This is a genomic window from Alcanivorax sp. (assembly GCF_002733835.1).
Lineage (GTDB): Bacteria > Pseudomonadota > Gammaproteobacteria > Pseudomonadales > Alcanivoracaceae > Alcanivorax.
The window spans coordinates 43,234-63,317 of record NZ_NVWY01000003.1 but is presented as its reverse complement, the minus strand read 5'-3'; the positions used below and the strand labels follow the sequence as shown (position 1 = coordinate 63,317).

Below are 20,084 nucleotides of genomic sequence, written 5' to 3'. Positions count from 1 at the left end.
AAAGCCATGGCGTTACCGGCCATTACCGTTTCACGTTTGGATGTTGCGCGCTTGGAGGCATTATTAGCGACCGCCCATGGCGAGGTGGCCGAAGGCCTGGAAGAGGAGCTGTTGCGTGCCACGGTGGTGGCCCCCGAGGCAATGCCGGCGGATGTGGTGACCATGAATTCGCGGATTCGCTGCCGGGAACAGGGGCGTGGGCGGGAAATGAGCCTGACGCTGGTGTATCCGCAGGATAGCGGGCCGGAGAAAGTGTCCGTGTTGGCGCCGGTGGGGGCAGCGCTACTGGGGTTATCGGTGGGGCAAAGCATTGACTGGCCGGCGCCCAACGGCAAGACCCTGAAACTGGAGATTCTCGCCATCGAGTATCAGCCAGAAGCCAACGGTGAAGATCTGGCGTAGCACGGGGCAGGGACTGCTGTGCGGGTGTGCTAACGGCTACGCCGTTGCCCGGAACGAAAACGCCACCGGCTCCAGAGAGTCGGTGGCGTTTTTTTATCGTACGGCGCCTTCCGAAGAAAGCGCTCGTTGCGGCGCGTTAGTGGCTGGTGTTGTCCAGCGCTTCCCGGGCGCGGGCCACGGCGGCGCGGACCTGGTCGGGGGCGGTGCCGCCGATGTGGTTACGGGCGCTGACGGAGCCTTCCAGGGTCAGCACCTCGAAGACATCCTCGTCGATCTGGTCGCTGAATTGCTTGAGCTCGGACAGGGACATGTCGCCCAGATCCTTTTTCTTTTCTACGCCGTAGGCCACGGCCTTGCCGACGATCTCGTGGGAGTCGCGGAAGGCGATGCCCTTGCGCACCAGGTAATCGGCCAGGTCGGTGGCGGTGGCGAAACCACGACGGGCGGCTTCGCGCATCACTTCCCGGTTGGGTTCCAGGGCCGGGATCATGTCACCAAAGGCGCGCAGGCTGCCCTTGAGGGTATCCACGGCGTCGTACAACGGTTCCTTGTCTTCCTGGTTATCCTTGTTGTAGGCCAGCGGCTGGCTTTTCATCAGGGTCAGCAGGCTAATCAGGTGGCCATTCACGCGGCCAGTCTTGCCGCGCACCAGTTCCGGCACATCCGGGTTCTTCTTCTGCGGCATGATGGAGCTGCCGGTGCAGAAGCGGTCGGGCAGGTTGATGAAGTTGAACTGGGCGCTGGTCCACAGCACCAGTTCTTCGCTGATCCGCGACAGGTGGGTCATGGTCAGGGCGGCCAGGGCGCAGAATTCGATGGCGAAGTCCCGGTCGCTCACCGCGTCCAGCGAGTTTTCGCAGACGCCGTCGAACCCGAGCAGCTCGCAGGTGCGCTCCCGGTTGATCGGGTAGGTGGTGCCGGCCAGGGCGGCGGCGCCCAGGGGCATGCGGTTGACCCGCTTGCGGCAATCCAGCAGGCGCTCGCGATCACGTTTGAGCATTTCGAACCAGGCCAGAAGGTGGTGGCCAAAGGTCACTGGCTGGGCGGTCTGCAGGTGAGTAAAGCCGGGCATGATGGTGGCCGCTTCGCGCTCGGCCAGGTTCAGCAGGCCGGTCATCAGGTACAGATACTGCTCTTCCAGAATCAGCAGTTCGTCGCGCAGCCACAGGCGGATGTCGGTGGCCACCTGGTCGTTACGGCTGCGACCAGTGTGCAGCTTTTTGCCGGTGATGCCGATCTTGTCGGTGAGCCGCGCTTCGATGTTCATGTGCACATCTTCCAGGGCCACGGACCACTCGAACTCGCCGTTTTCGATTTCCAGCTGAATTTCACGCAACCCCTGGATAATGGCATCGCGCTCCTCATCGGTGAGCACGCCCACTTCGGCCAGCATGGTGGCATGGGCCTGGGAGCCATAGATGTCCTGACGGTACATGCGGCGGTCGAAGTTCACACTGGCAGTGAATTCCTGCACGAACTGGTCGGTGGACTCGCTGAAGCGGCCGCCCCAGAGTTTGTTCTGCTGCTTGTCAGTCATCGTTCTTGCTCAACGCTTGGTTTGCGGGGGCGCAAGTATAGCAGGGGGAGACTATTCCTTGGGAGTGGCGGTTGGTTCAGGTATAACATCTTAATAATTAAGGGTCTTAGGAAGCAAATCACTCAATTGGACGCTCCCTGAGCAGTTTCAGCAGCCGCTTGTAGATATCCTCTCGGCGGTTGTTGAACCTGAATTCTGTCTCTTTCAAATGTAGATAAAACGTGTGTTTTGGCAAGCCCTTAAAGCGGCTCAGTCGCAGTTTCGCGTAGGCCCAGAAGGACTCAATGCCATTGATGTGGTTGCTGCCTTGTCCAACGAATTCGTTATCTGCATGCTGGACCCGGTAATGCTTCTCATAGCCGAGATCCACTAGTCCATCATAAGCACGCCAGCCATCTGTATGGACAACGCTATCCAGCGTCACTCTGCCTCTAACCACTTGTAATAGCGTCTTTTTCTTGGCGTCTGGAACGATCTCGGTGTAGACGTGCCCGTTGCGTTTGAACACGCCAAAAACGATTGTCTTGCCGCCTGCACCTCTGCCTCTCTTCCCTCTGATTCGTCTCGGGCCGAAATAGGATTCATCGAGTTCGACCTCACCAGAATACGGCGACTGCTCCTCGCAATATGCAGCGACCCGCCTTCGTATTTTGAGGTAAATGGCGTTCACAGAACGGAGACTTATACCGGTCAGCCTGGCAGCATCTGAAGCCGTCAGATCCATCGCAAACGCTCTCAGGAGACGCCGAAATCGGGCCTCACTGATCTTGGAAAATTTGTAGTAGCGGTTTTTACCTGTATTCATAGGCGCAAATGCATATTAGCATGCGATTTGCTTCCTAAGACCCATAATTAATAGCGAAAACCAACACAACATCCAAAAGCATGCATGTCTTAGGCTACACTGCTTCCGCAACTCGTTTTTCAATTATTCATTATTAACTATTCATTATTAATTTACTCTCATGCCTCTCACTTACTGGCTCGGCGTCGATACCGGCGGCACTTTTACTGATTTTGTTCTGCTGGGCGACGGTGAACCGCGCATCCACAAAGTACTGTCTACCCCCTCATCCCCGGAACGCGCCATCCTGCAGGGCATCACGGAGCTTGGCCTGAGTGATGCCATGGCCAGCGGGCAGTTAGCCATTGTTCACGGCACCACCGTGGCCACCAACGCGGCCCTGGAAGGCAAGGGCGCCCGCACACTGCTGATTACCAATGAAGGGCTGGAGGACATTCTCCGCATTGGCCGCCAGAACCGGCCAGAACTCTACAATCTGACGCCCCCCAGCAACGCCTCTGCGGTCAGCCTGCTGCCCGCGCTCGGCTGCCCGGCACGGCTGGATGCCGCCGGCCACCCCGTGACCCCGCTCACCGACGGTCACATTGCCACCCTGTTGAGCGCCGTCCGCGAGCTGGACCCGGAATCCATCGCCCTGTGCCTGCTGTTCAGCTACCTGAACCCGGAGCACGAACAACGGCTCAATGACGCCTTGCGTGATGCCGGCTTTGCGGTGAGCCCATCACACCAGATACTGCCCACCCGGGGCGAATACGAACGGGGCATGGCCACCTGGCTGAATGCCTGGCTGGCCCCCCGCGTCGCCGACTACTTGCAACGCCTGCAACAGGCCACGGCCCCCGCGCCACTGGCTATCATGCAATCCCACGGTGGCACCATTGCCTCTCAGCAGGCGGCCGATCTGGCCGTCAACCTGCTGCTGTCCGGCCCTGCCGGCGGGCTGGCCGCTGCCCAGCGACTGGGGCAGCAGCTGCAGCAACCGCAGCTGATGACCTTCGACATGGGCGGCACCTCCACCGATGTGGCCTTGCTTGATGGCGATATCCGCCTCACCCAGCAGGGCCACATTGGCCCCTATCCGGTGGCCGTTCCCATGGTGGACATGCACACCATCGGCGCTGGCGGCGGCTCGCTGGCCTATGTGGATGACGCGGGCCTGCTGCATGTGGGCCCGCAATCCGCTGGTGCCGACCCCGGCCCCGCCTGCTACGGCAAAGGCGGGCAACAGGTCACCGTCACCGATGCCAATGTGGTGCTGGGCCGGCTACAGCCGGACTTTGCACTCGGTGGCTCACTGGCGCTGGATGTGCCCGCCGCGGAACAGGCCATGGACAGGCTCGCCCAAGCCCTGGGCCTGACGCGCCAGCAAGCCGCCGACGGGGTACTGGCCCTGGCCAACGAACACATGACCCAGGCGCTGCGGGTGATCTCCATCCAGAAAGGCTTCGACCCCGCAGACTTCGCACTGATGAGCTTCGGTGGCGCCGGCGGCCTGCATGTCTGCGCGCTGGCCGACAACCTGGGCATGACCCAGGCCATCGTGCCGCAACGGGCAGGTGTCCTGTCCGCCGAGGGGCTGGTCTACGCCCCGCGCAAACGGGAAATGCTGCAGGCTCTGCCAGCACAGGTGGACGAATCCCTGTTGGACGAGCGTATTGCGCAGCTGCAACAACAGGGCCAGACAGAACTGATGGCCGAAGGCGTCAGCGCAGACCGGATTCGCCACCGGGTATTCGTGGACATGTGCTACCGGGGGCAATCTTCCGTCCTGCAGATTGACTGGGGCCCCACGCTGGCCGACCGGGAAAGCCGCTTCCATACCGCCCACCAGCAACGCTTTGGTCACCAGCTGGGGCTCCCCGTTGAGCAGGTCAACCTGCGCGTCCAGAGCCAGGCCCAAAGCAACCCGCCAACCCAGCCGGACCGCCATACCCGGAGCGCGTCAGCAGAACGCCACATTACGCTACCAGGCATGCACACAGCGGCGGCCGTGTATAACCGTGAATCACTGGGCGCCGGCCAACGCATCACCGGGCCCGCCCTGATCTACGAAGCCGTGGGCACCACCTGGCTGGCCGCAGACTGGCATGCCACCGTCGATCCCCAGGGCCACCTGTTGTTACAGCGCAACGCATAACGGCCGCAGCAGCCATCCGTCAGTCAACAGGCACCTTTGGGACCCTGATTGGCCGTAAAGTCCGAATTTGACCCATTTAGTGTCTTATGCCCGTCATCCCGGGTAGGGCACAATAGCGGCTCCGTCTTTTTACTGTGCGACATCTATGCTGAATTATCTGAGTGAGGGCCTGCTGGCTCCGAGTCTCGGTGCCCTGGTGCTGATCACCCTGGCCATGACCCACGTGACCATTGTCAGCGTCACCGTCTACCTGCACCGCTATTCCGCGCACCGGGCGCTGGACATGCACCCGGTGCTCAAGCATTTCTTCCGTTTCTGGCTGTGGCTCACCACCGCCCAGAACACCCTGGAGTGGACCGCCATCCACCGCAAACACCACGCCAAGTGCGAGACCGAAGAGGACCCGCACAGCCCGGTGGTGAAAGGCATTCGTAAAGTACTGAGCGAAGGGGCCGAACTGTACCGCGAAGAAGCGGAAAACGAAGAGACCCTGAAGAAGTATGGTGCTGGCTGCCCGAACGACTGGGTGGAACGCAACGTCTATTCCCGTTTCCCCATGGGCGGCATTGCCCTGATGGCAGTCATCGACCTGCTGCTGTTTGGCGCCGCCGGCATTACCGTGTGGGCCGTACAGATGATCTGGATTCCGCTGTTCGCCGCTGGCGTCATCAACGGCCTGGGCCACTACTGGGGCTACCGGAACTTCGAGTGCGCCGATGCGTCACGGAACATTTCGCCCTGGGGCATCCTGATTGGCGGCGAAGAGCTGCACAACAATCACCACACCTATCCAAATTCCGCCAAGCTGTCCGTACGCCGCTTTGAATTTGATGCCGGCTGGGCCTGGATTCGCCTGTTCGAAATACTGGGACTGGCCAAGGTGAAAAAAGTCGCGCCGAAACCGGCCTTGGAGAAAAGTGCCCACGGAATTGACCTTGATGCCCTGCGCGGCGTCATGCAACACCGTTTTCAGGTTATGCGTCATTACCGCAAAACCGTGATCACCCCGGTCTTCAAGCAGGAACAGGCTCGCGCCTGTGACGCCACACGCGACCTTTATGCCCGCGCCCGAGCCCTGTTCCATCGCGACACCACTCTGATCAAACCGGGCCAAGAAAAGCGCCTGCAGAAGCTGACGGAAAGCAACGAAACCCTGCACGCCATCTACCAGTTCCGCCTGCGTCTGCAGGACATCTGGTCCCAGACCAGCCGTAATTCGACAGAAATGGTGGAAGCGTTGGAGCAGTGGTACCACGATGCCCGCGAGTCCGGCATTGCCGCCCTGCAGGATTTCGCCGATCAGCTGACCCGTTATCGGCCTGCTACCACGCAACACTGACACTCAAAATCAGGTGGCCAAATTCACTATGCCACTACATTTTTCATCTCGCCAAGATGAGCAGAGCCGATCAGAATCAACAGAGCGCCCGTCGCCACCCAGCGCACGAAACGTTCATGGCAACCCGATCGCCTGTGGCGTTAGTCTGGCGGCTCAATACCTTCAATTAAATGGATGCTCTGAGTCACAGATAAAAGCTGCAGGCGACTCTCGCCAAGCGATAACCCAAGAGCGTCAAGCAAAGGTTCAAGTACGCCGGTTACAATTGGCTGAAGGATCCCTCTAAGCAATCCCGTCAGCGGTGATAGCACCCCGCCAAGATCGATACCCAACAGTTCTATCTGGGTATCGTCCAGCAAATCGTCCAAGGCATTGTTCACCGCATCATCACTGCCACCCAACGACACAGCCGGCTGTGGTTGCGGGTCGAAGAGTTCCACATCAAAGAAGCTCCGCTGATTCCAGCTCCCCTCTCCTGGGTCACTCTCACCTACCTCCGCTTCCAATACGGATAGCCCCACGCCCAGCAGGTTGACATCCAAATCCAGATTTCCTGTTAGCGCCAACAAACTCGGTCGACCACGGACATGTATATCCACCTCATTTTCATTACCCCCTTGGGCACAGCGTGCTGCTGTCAATTCCGCCTCACCGCTCGCGACATTCAGCTCCAGATCAATGTCGCCCTCCAGGGTCAACAACACGGGAATACCCGCATCCACCTCAATGTGCACCTGCGCCCCTATATCTCGCGACCGCAATCGGGGCCAGCCCCAGTCCCCGGTATCCTCGTCTTCTATACGACGGGCAGCTGAGGTCAGGGATGCCGGCGCTTGGTCGATTTCTAAAGTCAGTGTCAAAACTTCAACCCCTAACCCGGAAAGAAGCGGGCCCACGATCGTCGTCTCATCCAGCAAATCAATATCGATACTGGTTGGCAACGCTGCCCCGACATTCATCACCAGGGCATTCACCACACCAAGCAAAGGCACCTTGGACCCCGGAGGAATGCTGGATTGCTCAATCCCGGAAAAAATGTCAGTCAGGTCCACATTTGTGCCCACCAAAGTTGATGATATTTGCTGCAAACCACTGCTCGCTCCATCAAGTCCACCGACCACCCCGAGCGCATTCACAACAACATTCGCTGCCTCTTCATCTCCCAAGAATTCCTGAAGAGGTGTATCCCCCGCCAACTCAGATAGCAACTCCTCTATATCGATCAGCGTATTGCCAAGCTCATTAAACTGAAGCGCAGACAACGAAACAGGAGCCCCGAGTATTTCCGAAAAAACAGCGTTAAGAAGAGCCGACTGGGTAGTATCCAAATCGGCAGCAAAGCTTTCCATGGATAATGAGGCGACAACCTCCTTGCGTGCCACAGCATGCGCCACCATGTCATCTTCTACTACAAACGCAAGGAGGCCGCCCACTGGGCGGCTCAAGGTTATCGCCACACCATTGCTACGCCTTGCATCACCATTGACGGAGGAAACCACATATTCTCCCATCGTTGATTCCACAAGCACACGCTGCGCGGCCGCAACCGTCACTTCACTATCAGGGAAAAAGCTATCCAGGTCACTCTGCGCAGTCCCTGGATCAAACACAGCCAGCTCGCTTCCAAAACAAGCCTGCCCCTCGTCCACCATTCTGGTAGCCAGAGAATTGGCCATGGTCTGCAATTGGCGCTTCTCGTGATACAGCCTGGCACCATCCACCACCAAAGCCGCCATCATAAAAATAAAAAACAGCGACACCACCCAAGTCAGGGCAGTGCCGTGCTGCTTTTGTTTTATAGTTGAGGAAATCATGGTGGCCTCTCCACTGTTTGATAATGGAGGGAGGGAGTCATGGCCAGATCAAGATCGCAACCGGGCAGTTGATTACCCTCTCCCTGTTCCTTTTCTCTGGAGAAAAGGAACGTCTATTCTGTTATAGCAGGCGGCTATGATGCCCCTCGCTTGAGAATGATGGCGGTCATGCTCCTTTGAGCATGGCCGCATCAAATAGCGTTAGTTGTTCTGTTTCAGTGAGTTTGCCCGTTCCTGCAAACTTTCCGGAATACTGGATTTGAAGGTATCACCAATACGCCGCTGGCTATCTACATACAGTTGGGCCGGGAGCTCACTGCTTTCGGCCACCGGTGTTTTTCGTTGCTGCTCCAGTAACCAGTCCGTCACCGTTGCGCGCTGCGGATTGGAAACCGTTTCCGAAAGACCGAATTCATAACTGCTATCTGCAACTACCAGGCCGCTCAGCATCAAGGCGGCACCTGCAATCATCCACTTTTTCATGGTTATTTCTCCATCTGCCCGGCCAGTTTTTTGGCGTAGGCCAGCTCGTCATCCGTGAAATGGTAGGTTTCCTGCAACAGCTCCAGGCCAGCCTGGTTATGGCCCAACAAATAGGCGACAGCCAGGTTCTGCCGTGATTGGCCGTTACCATTTTGCAATTCCAAGGCCGTACGCAGATGATATTGTGCGTTGTCATACTGGCCAGCCAACAACAACGCGTATCCATAGTCATTACGCACCGCTGCGGAGGCGGGAGACAGGTTTACCGCCGTTTCAAAATCACCCAGCGCCTTATCCAGGTTGTTTTGTTTCAACGCGATCATGCCCAAACCGTGAAACGCTTCGCCGCTTTCACATTTGTCACGCATGGCGGTAAAAACCAGAGAGGCACGTTGTAAATCTCCGTTTTTTGCCAGTAACTGCCCATAACGCTGCCAGTATTCCTGGTTGCTCTGCACACTCTCCTGGAGGTGAGCCAGTGCCGCATGGTTTTTGCCCCTGGCCATCAGAGTATCCACCATTTCCAGCACGACCCGATGCTCAGGATCCACATCCGCTGAACAACGCACCTTGGGATTGAACGAGGCAACATCCGCAGTCACCGGCGCCGGCGTCCGGTGTGCACAAGCGCCCAACATCAGCGCCATACTCACCATGATCCCTGATTTTTTCCATTCCATGTCTTGCTCCTGCTTCCAATCCCGAACTAGCGAGTTAACGCCTGCACAATATTGATCCCCGCTGGACCACCAATGATGATAAATAGCGCTGGCATCATGAATACCATCATGATCACTGTCATTTTTGCACCAACCCTGTTCACCTGCTCTTTCACCCGGCTTCTTTCCACATCCAAAGCCTCATTAATCAATTGCTCGATACTTTCGGTGATCGCACCGCCCAACGCCCCGCTCTGTTTCAGCAAACGGGTCAGGCTATGAAGGACAGGAATATCTTTCCCTTCGCCAATATCATCCAGCGCCGCGCTGCGATCCGCGCCACTTTCCATCAGGCGATTGAAACGGTCCAGACGAAAAGCCAGCCCTGGAATCAACGGCCTTGCCTGTAGCGCGGCAACGCGGAAGCCCCGCTCAATGGTTAGACCCGCCTCCAGCAGCATGGCCAGCATCTGTGCCAACTCGATGGCTTCCAGATTTTGCTGATAACAGGCTTTCCCTGCCAAACTACGGATATAGCGCCTGGAGCCGATAAAGCCGATGACACCCAACGCCATCGCACCCAGAAAGCCAGCCAACAATGCCCCCAGCAATAGCAACATGACCGGGAGTAGCCAGCATGCCAGCAGATAAATACCTTGGATTTTTTCCGGTTCCCGCCCCGTTATTCTCAGCGCCTTAAACACTTCCTTATAGTCATCGCGCATAAAGGGGGATGCAGTAAGTCGTGATGAAATCCCCTCCATCACCACATTTCGAGCCTCGGGTTCCGCGCTGGCGCCGCGCTGATTCAAACGCTCCAATACCCGGCGACGCTGCTCCCAGCGTCCTGCCTGCACCAACGCTAACCAGCATGCGACAACAGCAAACAACAAGGCGAGCAGGTAACTAGCCACGGCCCACCCCCTGCACCATGCGGAAAATAATCATTGTTCCCACCACGATCAGACCAATAGAGACCGCCAACATCTTGTGCCCAGTCTCTGTTCCCAGCAAAACATCACGGAAGCTCTCGTTCATGGCAATCAATCCGGCACCAATTCCCATAGGCAGGATGGCAAAAGCCACCGCCGTAAAACGGGTTTCCGCTGTGGCCGCCATGAACTCCCTGCGCATTTCCTGCTGGGAACGTAATGACTGAGAAACCTTCTTGAGAACAGGGCGAATGGAGCTACCAAACCTGCCGGATGTCCGTAACGCGACAGCCACGAACACCAGCGGCGGAACCTTGTACAGCTTGGCGAAATCATCCATTAGCCAGGTATAATCCCGCCCAGCCTCTACCGCGCTGCGCAAGCGGAAGGCAAGCGGCTCGAACACTGGGGCAGCATCATTGAAAGAGTCCACCAACGCTTGCTCCAATGATCGTCCTGCGTCCACGCCCCGGATAACATCATCGATGGCCCCTGGGAGGCTTTCAAATACCGTACGGCGGCGGCGCTGATAACGTAGATTCCAGTAAAGCACGGCCAGCAACACCGCCACCGCCGGCACCAAAAGGGCAAACAAAACGCCAACCAGCACCAGCACCAGCAAGGCCGCCGCCACCACACCAATCGCCAGTAACAGCAGAGTAGACTGGCCCAGCTCCAAACCCGCTTTCAGTTGCAACCGCTCAAAGCGCCCACCAACCAATTTGACATCCCGCTCCACCGGCGAAACCTCAACCGCTTTACGATTCAGCCGGGCATTCACATGTTGCTTTTCTGCTTGCCGAGCACGCACACGCAACAACCACCACTGACCAATCAGCAGCAACACGGCCAGAATGGCCAGGTTTCGCGCTGCGGTTAACAGGGTATCTGCGTCCATTACGCACTCACCCCCTCTTTGCTTCTGTACAGATATTCCAGGTGATACGCCTCATTCTCTGTAGGCGTCAGCGCAACCACTTCGCTCACTTGCCGGCGGCCATCCGGCAAGCGAACCAGTTGAATAATCATGTCCAGTGCCGAGCCAATCAATCGGCCAATCGCCTGCTCACTGGCTTCATAGCCACTCACCGCCAACAGCGTTTCAATACGCACCAGGGCATCCCGGGTGCCGTTGGCGTGGATGGTGCTCATTGAGCCTTCGTGGCCGGTGTTCATGGCTTGCAATAATTCGATAATTTCGCTGGACCGTACCTCACCCAGGATGATTCGGTCAGGCCGCATACGCAGCGCATTCACCACCAGTTCTCTGGCGGAGATACGCCCTTTCCCTTCGGTATTGGCAGGCCGCGTTTCCAGCCTAACCACATGTTGGTGGTTCAAGACCAGTTCCGCAGAATCCTCAATGGTGAGAATCCGCTCGTTACCGGGAATATACTGGCTGATCAGGTTCAGCATGGTGGTTTTACCGGTGCCTGTGCCACCGCTGACCAGAATGTTTCGGCGGCTCTGCACCGCATTGATCATTACCTGCAGACATTCTTCGGTCATTGAGCCGCTGCGGATCAGCTCTTCCGCGCTCAGGTGATGACGGTTGAATTTCCGAATAGAAATAGAAGGGCCATCCAGTGCCAACGGCGGAATAATGGCATTGACCCGGGAACCGTCCGGCAAGCGGGCATCCACCATGGGGCTGGCCTCATCAAGGCGACGGCCAAGCGGGGCCAGAATACGGCGAATCACCCTCACCACATGGGCATCATCGACAAAACGCGCCTGGGCCCTCTGCAACACACCCGAGATTTCCACGAACACGTTTTCCGGACCATTCACCAACACATCATTGATGCGGCTATCACGAAGCAGGGGTTCCAGCGGCCCGAAACCGGTTACCTCGTCAATCATATCACGGGCCAACTGACTCAAATCCTGCGTAGACAGGGGAATACGCCGCTCGGCGATATGCTGATGCACCGCACGGGTAATGGCATCATTGATACGGTTGCGATTACTTTTCGCCACCTCGATACCATCTTCATCCAGCTTGTCGACTACTCGCTGATGGGTATGCGCCTTGAGCTGCTGATATTCTTCGTCGATACGTCCGGCCACAATGCGTCCTTTCTGGTTTCCCGTAGGGCGGGCATTTCCGTAGAAAATCGCTACCGCCCTTTTCCCTGCCACGGCGGAAATTGGCTAGCGCCAATTTCCGCCCTACGCTATTTTTCGCGCTCAACGGTTTTTCATGCCCGCTTTTTCTGTTTCTGTTCTACACCCAGCAACGCCGCCGCCAATGCACGAATTTTTTTGCTGTACGGGCTTTTTGCCGCACTTTCCTGCATCGGCATCCCCAGGTTGATCGCTTCCAGACGACTCTTCCAATCCATGGGCAACGCTGCTGCCACATCCAACCCTGTGCTTTCAGCGATTTCATCAACGCTGGGAGGGAGCGCGGATTCGTGGCCATCCAGAACCAGGTGTACATGGCTTCCTGAAGGCAGGTGCGGACGCCAATCGCCAACATGTTCTCGCACAGAACGCAATTGCACGACTTCCGGGTTCGCCGCTACCAGCAAATCCTTCACATGTACCCCGATGGATTTCACCCAGGCAGAGTGTTGTTCGCTGCCCACATTCAACACAATCAAGTCGAACATGTTCATCAACCGGGAAAGCGCAATAAACAAATCCGCACCTCGGTCTCCGAGGAAATCCCCCCCTTCTCCGCCTGCCAACAAGCGCAAACCGGGACGAAACTCCTCCAGAGCATTATCAATCAATGTCTGGTCCAGCGTATCCGGGCTGGAAAGAAGCTGGCCAAGATCAAAACTATTGTGTCCATCCAGATGAAAAATCTGATCATTTCGGCTGGCCACATCAATCGCCAGAATTCGGCTGGCCGCATTCGATTCTGACAGCGCCGCCGCCAGGTTCTGGGTAAGAAATGCCGTATCAACGCGGCGATCCACCCCCGCCACCAGCACAAGATTGCGCCGCTGGGAATGCAGTTCCTCTTCCCAATGAGCAGGGCGAACCAATTGATGGCGGCGAAGACGGTCACGCAATTCCGCCGCATCACTACCGACCACCACGCAATCACGCGCGCCTGCACGCATGCATTGCAGCAGGGTGTCCTGGTCCACCAGGCGACACAGAGCGACCACGGTAACCCAAGGCCGGGCATTGCTTAACGCAGTGATGACCGCCATTGCCTGATCCGCATCAGTCTCGGACACTTCCACCAGTGCCACCCCGGCGCTGGTAGCTTCCAGCAAACGCAGCACCCGCCCCAGGTCCGCACGGCTCACCTTTTCCAGACGCCCCACATCCTGTAACGCTTGATCCAGCCACGTCTCGGTGCCCGACTCTTCCACTACCGCCAGCAAACTTTCTTCAATCATGACCGCCCCCTACCAGCTCAGCCCATGGCGGACAGACTGCGAACCTCGGCGGGTTTCGGTCATCATGTCCAGCCACCCCGTGCTGCTATCGTGGTATCCCGCGCCCGGCAGCGTCCCCGGTGGCATGGTAGAAGACTTGGGAGACACAAGATGGGGCGTCACCACCATCACCAGCTCTTTGTCTTCTCGTTCAATTCGCCCGGAACGGAAGAACGCGCCGAGAACCGGCAAGTTGCCCAGCCCCGGTATGCGGTCACTGTTATTCACCGTATTACGGCTAACCAGGCCGCTAATAATGAAAGTTTCACCAGGCGCCATGGAGACGGTGGTTTCCGAGCGGCGAACGCGCAGGCCCGGGACCGACACGCCCCCGGTTTGCACACCGGAAGAAAAATCCAGCTCGCTCACTTCCGGCGCCACCTTGAGAATGATCTGGTTCTCGTCGATTACCGTGGGGGTGAGGGCCAGACCGACCCCAAAGTTCTTGAACTCAATCTGGATACTGTCGTTGTTGCTACGGGTAGGCACCGGGAATTCACCCCCGGAAAGAAAAGACGCAGTCTGGCCACTCAATGCGGTCAGGGAAGGCTCCGCGAGCGTGTAGGCAAAGCCCCCACTTTCCAGCGCACTGATAATGGTGGTGGAATTTTTACCAAAGCGGAACAGATTGAATCCATCAACGCCTGACGCACCACCGGGAGACACGATACCCGCCTCCGTGTTGCCACCATCAAAGATGTTCGAGTATTCAAAACCGAATGCATTCAGCTCACTGCGGCTGACTTCGAGAATGCGAATATCGGTCTGTACCTGGGTCCCAAACGGCAACGCGTTCCCCGCCGTCGCCGCGATCACTACGGTGCTGCGCATGGGCTGATCCATGCCACTCAGCCAGACCGACAACACCGACGCACCCTCTGTCTTGGCTGTGAGCAGCAGTTCGCTGGACGCGCTGACAGCCACTGCTGCAACGTCTGGATCAGACGTTGCCACCTTGGTGACCCGCCCAGGGAACGTCAGCACGCGCTGGTCTCCCGGCGCCATACGCAGCACTTTTTCCATGGACTCTTCGGCACCAGCCAGCATTGGAACCGTCAGCAGCGACAACAACGCCACCGCCAGCCACAACACCAGGGAACCGGGGATCAACTGCTGCCAACCTGACGCCTCTCGGCCTTTGTGCCTGGCTCGCTTTGCCAAACCCGCCGACACCAACTCCGTTCCTTCAGTGTACATAGGTGCTCCTTGATGTTGATCCTTCATAAACTTCCACTTTGTCGCCTTTGGGTGCGGCACGCCGAACCGGCTGACGCTTCTGCGGGAACAGAGTGTCGAGCTTGGTAGTGAGGCTGATGGCATCCTTGTCTTGCTCTTTTTTCGCCACCTTGTCACTGCCTTCCTCGTCACCCTCGGCTTCATCATGATCACGGGCTTCGCCGGCCATAGCCAAGCGCAGCTCGCCATTGCTGTCGGCCAGTAGCAAACGGGGCAAATCTTCACGGGGAATGGCCAGCACGGCGGTGCTGTTACGGTTACGGCTACGCTGCTCGCCTTCCTCGGTGGGGGCATCCTGCAAACGCCCTTTTACCGCCAGCACTTCGATACCATTGAGCAGAATCAGGGCGGTGGGCGCTTCGTCCTGGCCTTTACGGAAATGGGCCAGCACATCCACCAGGTCACCCGGCTCAAGCAGCCCGCCCACGGCGGAGGTGTTATCAATCGCCACGGCAAAGGCACGAAACCCGGCAGGCACGGCCTGGGCAAGGCGGTTGCTGGCTTCAAGATGGGATTTGGCAAGAATTTCGCCTTCGCGCACATTGCGTCGCAACAACTTGTCCGTGATCACGGTGTCGGCATCCACCGCAGCTGCCAGCGGGACTGACACCCCGACTTTACGAAAGTCGTCTTCGGTGATGGTGTCACCGATATTCAATTCACGGGTGGCCACCCAGTAGGAATGCTTGAGCGCCTCTTCGATCTGTTCTTCGGTGACTTGCATCACCATACCCGATGCGCCCCCTTCCGGGGGTGCCGGATCCCGGGCCAGACCAATCAACGCCAGAATGACCGCCACGACGCTAAGAATTAGCGCCGGCAGCATGTAGAGCCAACGAGCCCCCATGGACCTCTCCTTGGTTTGGTGTTGTTGCAGCCCGCAGCGTATTTCTCTCTGCAGGTTTTGTTCTTTTTACATGGCCAGGTTCCGTGAATCTCTCACGAAAACGCAATGCCCTCTCAATGGCTGTAGGAGGTTGCTTGCAGCCGAACGGTGCGAGATTCGCTTGCAAATACCCGCAGGGCACAGAGAGCTCCTACAGCAAAACTAGAACGTCACCCGGGCTTCGGCCATCAAACAGTCCGGCAGGGGCGGGAACCCATTAAAGAAACCCAATTGCCTGGGCGCATCCCCCCCGGCGGTGGCCATGCCATCAGGACAGTCCCCTTCCATCGGCACGCCCAAGGTGCAAACAATGCTCTCCGGCGTGCCTGCCTCAAACGAACAGACTGCGCTTGTCGGGACTGTGCCCAGAAACGCCAGATCCATCGTGGCCATTGCTGCATCCGCCAACGCTTCCGCAGCCACTTGCGGGTCAGCGGTTGCGCTACGATCCAGCGCCATTACCGCTGCCGTTGAGCGGTCCACGGCGACCTGCATCCGCACTTGCCAAGAGAACAGGACGCCGTAGACGCCGGCGGCGTAGATCAGGCTAAAGATTAGAGGGAACAGCAGCAAAAACTCCAAAGCCACCGCTCCCCTTTCGGTTTTTTTGGCAACCATGGCCTAGCGCCTTTTTAAGTACCACTGCCACCACTGCCACCACCGCCCGCGCCGGTGAAAGCATCCTCAATTGGCTGAAAAATAGCATCTATCGTGCCCTGATCCACAAAAGAAATACCTGCAACAACGATAACGACAATAAGCGCCACCAATACAATATATTCCAGCGCACTCGCCCCACGCTGATTCCGCGCCCGGCCAGGCAATTGTGTAAAAAGACGAACAAAAAGGGTTCTCAACATATCCATAGTGCTCTCCATGCATCTACTGCGTAGATTGTTATGTGAATAAAACGTGAACGTTTATGCACATATATGAATTAAATTTTGTTCAATGCTATGCAAACGTGACGGACCTCACAACTCTGAGCGTGTAGCCTTTTGTTGCGAAACATCCCGTTCCTGTAACGCTAGCACCGGCGCCGTTTTGTGACGTAGGTCAAACCTCTATTCGGGGCCGGAAAGACGACAGACGGCTTTTTTCCGCGCAGATTTGATATGCAACGCCATATACATGGGGCGGCACTTTTCGCCAGGCATAAAAAAACCCGGGAAATCCCGGGTTCTTTTATGTCCGCTGCCAGGCAGGCAAGCTAGAAGATCATTACTTGATCTTCGCTTCCTTGTAGGCCACATGCTTACGCACGACCGGATCATACTTCTTGGTTTCCATCTTTTCAGGATGGAGACGTTTGTTCTTGGTGGTGGTGTAAAAATGACCAGTGCCAGCAGAGGACACCAGGCGGATTTTTTCACGAATAGGACCGGCCATGGGTTAACTCCTTCTGTTAGCCTTAAACGCGATCGCCGCGAGAACGGATATCGGACAGTACAGAGTCGATACCTTTCTTGTCGATGATGCGCATACCTTTAGAGCTGACCCGCAGACGCACAAAACGCTTCTCGGACTCAACCCAGAAACGGTGGTGGTGCAGGTTCGGCTCGAAACGACGCTTGGTCTTGACGTTCGAGTGGGAAACGCGATTGCCCGTTACAGGGCGCTTACCGGTCACCTGGCAAACTTTGGACATTGTCTTGCTCCGTAAATCTTCTTGCGGGGGACGGTAGAGCCCCGGAAAAGGCGCGTTTTATACCAATCCACCGCTCAAGTTTCAAGCGAAATCTTGAATTAAAAGATAGCCGGACGCCAAACGCCTGAAGCCAGACACCAACCAAGCGCCGTCTTTTAGCCGCCAGCTAGCGCCAAATGCCAGAAAGACTCACCATGCTCTTTTTACATCTGACATCCGGCATCAAGCGTCAGGGGTTTTCACAATGCTCCGCGGGAGGCCAGGGATACCCAGCCACCATCCCCAATCACCAGATGATCGAGTACCCGGACCTCAACCAGCCCCAGCGCCTCCACCAACCGGCGCGTAATAGCATGATCCGACTGGCTGGGCTCGGCCACGCCCGACGGGTGGTTGTGGGCCAGAATGACCGCTGCGGCGTTATGCTCCATGGCCCGGCGCACCACCTCCCGGGGGTAGACCGCCGCTGCGTCAATGGTGCCCTGAAACAGTTTTTCGAAGGCGATCAGCCGGTGCTTGTTATCCAGAAACAGGCAGGCGAACACCTCGAACGGCAATCCGCGCAGTTGCGCCGTGAGTAACTGCCCCGCCTTGTCCGGGTTATCCAGCGGCTGCCCCCGTTCCAGGGGTTCTGCCAGATAGCGCCGCCCCAACTCCAGCGCCGCCAGCAACAGCGCCCGCCGGGCGGTCCCCATGCCCGGCAAATGCGCCATGCGTTCCGGGCTCAGGTCCAGCATGGCACGCAAACCGCCGCTGCCCGCCAGCTGCCGTCGCGCCAGATCCACCGCCGTCATGCCCTGCTGGCCAGTACGCAGAAAAATCGCCAACAGCTCTGCATCACTGAGCGCCCCGGCACCCCGCGCCAACAACTTCTCCCGCGGCCGCTCATCCGTCGGCCAGTCTGTTATGGCCATGGTTATACGCCCCACGCCTGAGGCCGGATGCCTGACGCTAAAAACGCCTCATCCTGCATACGGGTGATCAACGCTGACAACTGGGCGAACACCTTCTCCGTTTGTCCAATAAGCACGTTGGCACCGGCATATGCCAGCCTTGCGGCTATGGCAATCTGGGTCTCGAGCTCCAATAACGAGCCTCTGGCGATATAAAAGAACCGAAGCCGGTCAGCCTGCGAACCCCGCCCATAACCCTCCGCTATATTGGAGGGAACGCTGACCGACGCCCTGCGCATTTGACTAACGAGTCCAAATTGCTCGCTCCGTGGAAAATCCTGCGTGGCCTTATAGATCAATACCACGAGATCCATGGCGGACTGCCAAACCCGTATTTTCTCGTACGTCCTCACAATCTTGCTCCCTCTTTTGCGTCAGGCATCCGGCATGTGGCGTCCTGCCAACCGTCCTGCGTGCCGCGTCTCCTATACAGTGCTACTCTATGCAGCCTGACTTGATAGCAGCCTTGGCGCTGCAGCGGCAGGGGAGATTCGCCATGACTGCCGTCATCCAAACAAGGGTTTTTGCATGCAACGTCTGATGAACAAACGGGTCCTGCTGGGCGTCACCGGCGGCATTGCCGCCTATAAAGCCGCTGATCTGGTACGCCGACTGCAGGATGTGGGCGCACAAGTACGGGTGGTCATGACCCAGGGCGCCTGTGAATTCATCACCCCGCTGACCATGCAGGCCCTGTCCGGCCACCCGGTCCACACCACCCTGCTGGACCCCACCGCCGAAGCGGCCATGGGCCATATCGAGCTGGCCCGCTGGGCAGACCTGGTGCTGATAGCCCCCGCGTCCGCCAACTTCATGGCCCGCCTGGCCCACGGCCACGGCAACGATCTGCTCACCACCCTGTGCCTGGCCACCGGCGCCCCCATCGCCATTGCCCCGGCCATGAACCAGCAGATGTGGGCCGACCTCAGCACCCAGAAGAACCAGCTGATCCTGCAGGAAAAAGGCATCACCATTTTCGGCCCGGGCAGCGGCAGCCAGGCCTGTGGCGAAGTCGGCGCCGGGCGCATGCTCGAGCCACTGGAGATCATTCAGCAGGCCGCGGAAGTGTTCGACTACCAGCTGCTCACCGGCAAGCATGTGGTGATTACCGCTGGCCCCACCCGCGAATCCATCGACCCGGTGCGTTACATCACCAACAAAAGCTCCGGGAAAATGGGCTTTGCGCTGGCCGAAGCGGCCGCCGAAGCCGGGGCCAGGGTCACCCTGATTGCCGGGCCGGTGTATCTGCCCACCCCATCACGGGTAGAGCGCGTGGATGTGGTACGCGCCGTGGACATGTACGAAACTTGCATGGACGTGGTGGAAAAGGGCTGCGATGTGTTTATCGCCACCGCCGCCGTGGCGGATTACCGGCCCACCGTGACCGCCGACCACAAGATCAAGAAATCCACTGAGGAAATTCACCTGACGCTGGTAAAAAACCCGGACATCGTGGCGTCCGTGGCCGAGCACGCCAAGCGCCCCTTTACCGTCGGCTTTGCGGCGGAAACCCAGGACGTGATGGCCTACGCCCAGGGCAAACTGGTGAACAAGAAGCTGGACATGATCGCCACCAACGACGTGTCCGGCACCAACGTGGGTTTCAACAGCGACAACAACGCCCTCACGGTGATCTGGCCCAGCGGCCACAAGGTGCTGCCACTGGCCTCCAAGGCCCAGATCGCCAAGCAGCTGATCGAATTGATCGCGATAAGGTATAAGGATTGATAGCGCCAGACGCCCGATGCGGGACGCCTGACAAACAGTAAAGTCTGCCGGACGCCAGACGCCAAACACCGGATCCACGTTGAAACGCCTGTTTTGATGCTTGTCTGGCCTCAGGCTTTTGGCGTCC

21 protein-coding genes are annotated in these 20,084 nt (G+C 57.9%); 4 read left to right on the top strand and 17 right to left on the bottom strand.

Annotation, left to right across the window (positions count from 1 at the left end; all coding sequences use genetic code 11):
* Window positions 1-6 precede the first annotated feature (6 nt).
* Window positions 7-402, top strand: coding sequence for a nucleoside diphosphate kinase regulator (gene rnk / locus COA55_RS02530; RefSeq protein WP_063519238.1), 396 nt, complete (start codon window positions 7-9; stop codon window positions 400-402).
* 136 nt (window positions 403-538) lie between these two features.
* On the opposite strand, the gene argH is transcribed toward rnk, so the two are convergent.
* Together argH and COA55_RS02520 are read right to left on the bottom strand one after the other, a co-directional pair.
* Entirely contained in the window at window positions 539-1,939 is a 1,401-nt protein-coding gene (gene argH / locus COA55_RS02525; protein ID WP_290500480.1) for an argininosuccinate lyase, read from the bottom strand.
* Window positions 1,940-2,057: 118 nt separating this feature from the next.
* On the bottom strand, window positions 2,058-2,744 hold the full coding sequence (locus COA55_RS02520) for an IS1595 family transposase (RefSeq protein ID WP_290500478.1): 687 nt from the start codon (window positions 2,742-2,744) through the stop codon (window positions 2,058-2,060).
* 160 nt (window positions 2,745-2,904) lie between these two features.
* On the opposite strand from COA55_RS02520, the gene COA55_RS02515 reads away from it, so the two are divergent.
* Together COA55_RS02515 and COA55_RS02510 are read left to right on the top strand one after the other, a co-directional pair.
* Entirely contained in the window at window positions 2,905-4,881 is a 1,977-nt protein-coding gene (locus tag COA55_RS02515; RefSeq protein WP_290500477.1) for a hydantoinase/oxoprolinase family protein, read from the top strand.
* Between the two features lie 145 nt (window positions 4,882-5,026).
* Window positions 5,027-6,220 carry an acyl-CoA desaturase gene (locus tag COA55_RS02510; protein ID WP_290500476.1) on the top strand — a complete coding sequence of 398 codons (1,194 nt, stop codon included), beginning with the start codon at window positions 5,027-5,029 and terminating at the stop codon, window positions 6,218-6,220.
* 140 nt (window positions 6,221-6,360) lie between these two features.
* Here the strand turns inward: COA55_RS02510 and COA55_RS02505 are convergent, their stop codons facing one another.
* The 15 genes from COA55_RS02505 to COA55_RS02435 form a co-directional block, all read right to left on the bottom strand.
* Window positions 6,361-8,034 (bottom strand): pilus assembly protein TadG-related protein, encoded by a 1,674-nt coding sequence (locus COA55_RS02505; protein ID WP_290500474.1) that lies wholly within the window; start codon window positions 8,032-8,034, stop codon window positions 6,361-6,363.
* A gap of 201 nt (window positions 8,035-8,235) precedes the next feature.
* Window positions 8,236-8,517 carry a hypothetical protein gene (locus COA55_RS02500; RefSeq protein ID WP_290500472.1) on the bottom strand — a complete coding sequence of 94 codons (282 nt, stop codon included), beginning with the start codon at window positions 8,515-8,517 and terminating at the stop codon, window positions 8,236-8,238.
* A gap of 2 nt (window positions 8,518-8,519) precedes the next feature.
* Entirely contained in the window at window positions 8,520-9,197 is a 678-nt protein-coding gene (locus COA55_RS02495) for a tetratricopeptide repeat protein (RefSeq protein ID WP_290500471.1), read from the bottom strand.
* 26 nt (window positions 9,198-9,223) lie between these two features.
* A complete protein-coding gene (locus COA55_RS02490; protein ID WP_290500470.1) occupies window positions 9,224-10,090 on the bottom strand; it encodes a type II secretion system F family protein in 867 nt (288 codons plus the stop codon).
* Window positions 10,083-11,006, bottom strand: a complete 924-nt coding sequence (locus COA55_RS02485) for a type II secretion system F family protein (RefSeq protein ID WP_290500469.1) — start codon at window positions 11,004-11,006, stop codon at window positions 10,083-10,085. The genes COA55_RS02490 and COA55_RS02485 overlap by 8 nt, the downstream gene beginning before the upstream one ends.
* Window positions 11,006-12,178 carry a CpaF family protein gene (locus COA55_RS02480; RefSeq protein WP_290500467.1) on the bottom strand — a complete coding sequence of 391 codons (1,173 nt, stop codon included), beginning with the start codon at window positions 12,176-12,178 and terminating at the stop codon, window positions 11,006-11,008. Before COA55_RS02480 ends, COA55_RS02485 begins: the two co-directional genes overlap by 1 nt.
* Window positions 12,179-12,309: 131 nt before the next feature.
* Complete coding sequence (locus COA55_RS02475; protein WP_290500465.1) at window positions 12,310-13,467, bottom strand: hypothetical protein; 1,158 nt, start codon at window positions 13,465-13,467, stop codon at window positions 12,310-12,312.
* Between the two features lie 9 nt (window positions 13,468-13,476).
* The gene (locus COA55_RS02470) at window positions 13,477-14,703 is read right to left on the bottom strand and encodes a pilus assembly protein N-terminal domain-containing protein (protein WP_290500464.1); all 1,227 of its coding nucleotides are present in this window, start codon (window positions 14,701-14,703) and stop codon (window positions 13,477-13,479) included.
* Window positions 14,693-15,589 carry a Flp pilus assembly protein CpaB gene (gene cpaB, locus COA55_RS02465; protein WP_290500462.1) on the bottom strand — a complete coding sequence of 299 codons (897 nt, stop codon included), beginning with the start codon at window positions 15,587-15,589 and terminating at the stop codon, window positions 14,693-14,695. Before cpaB ends, COA55_RS02470 begins: the two co-directional genes overlap by 11 nt.
* 201 nt (window positions 15,590-15,790) lie before the next feature.
* On the bottom strand, window positions 15,791-16,246 hold the full coding sequence (locus COA55_RS02460) for a hypothetical protein (protein ID WP_290500461.1): 456 nt from the start codon (window positions 16,244-16,246) through the stop codon (window positions 15,791-15,793).
* Window positions 16,247-16,260: 14 nt separating this feature from the next.
* Window positions 16,261-16,494, bottom strand: coding sequence for a hypothetical protein (locus COA55_RS02455; protein WP_290500460.1), 234 nt, complete (start codon window positions 16,492-16,494; stop codon window positions 16,261-16,263).
* A 355-nt stretch (window positions 16,495-16,849) separates the two neighbouring features.
* A complete protein-coding gene (gene rpmG / locus COA55_RS02450; protein WP_007151127.1) occupies window positions 16,850-17,017 on the bottom strand; it encodes a 50S ribosomal protein L33 in 168 nt (55 codons plus the stop codon).
* Between the two features lie 22 nt (window positions 17,018-17,039).
* Window positions 17,040-17,276, bottom strand: coding sequence for a 50S ribosomal protein L28 (gene rpmB / locus COA55_RS02445; protein WP_290500458.1), 237 nt, complete (start codon window positions 17,274-17,276; stop codon window positions 17,040-17,042).
* 239 nt (window positions 17,277-17,515) lie between these two features.
* Entirely contained in the window at window positions 17,516-18,190 is a 675-nt protein-coding gene (radC, locus tag COA55_RS02440; protein ID WP_290500457.1) for a DNA repair protein RadC, read from the bottom strand.
* 2 nt (window positions 18,191-18,192) lie between these two features.
* The gene (locus COA55_RS02435; protein WP_290500455.1) at window positions 18,193-18,582 is read right to left on the bottom strand and encodes a four helix bundle protein; all 390 of its coding nucleotides are present in this window, start codon (window positions 18,580-18,582) and stop codon (window positions 18,193-18,195) included.
* Between the two features lie 175 nt (window positions 18,583-18,757).
* On the opposite strand from COA55_RS02435, the gene coaBC reads away from it, so the two are divergent.
* Complete coding sequence (gene coaBC / locus COA55_RS02430; RefSeq protein WP_063519826.1) at window positions 18,758-19,957, top strand: bifunctional phosphopantothenoylcysteine decarboxylase/phosphopantothenate--cysteine ligase CoaBC; 1,200 nt, start codon at window positions 18,758-18,760, stop codon at window positions 19,955-19,957.
* Window positions 19,958-20,084: the final 127 nt, after the last annotated feature.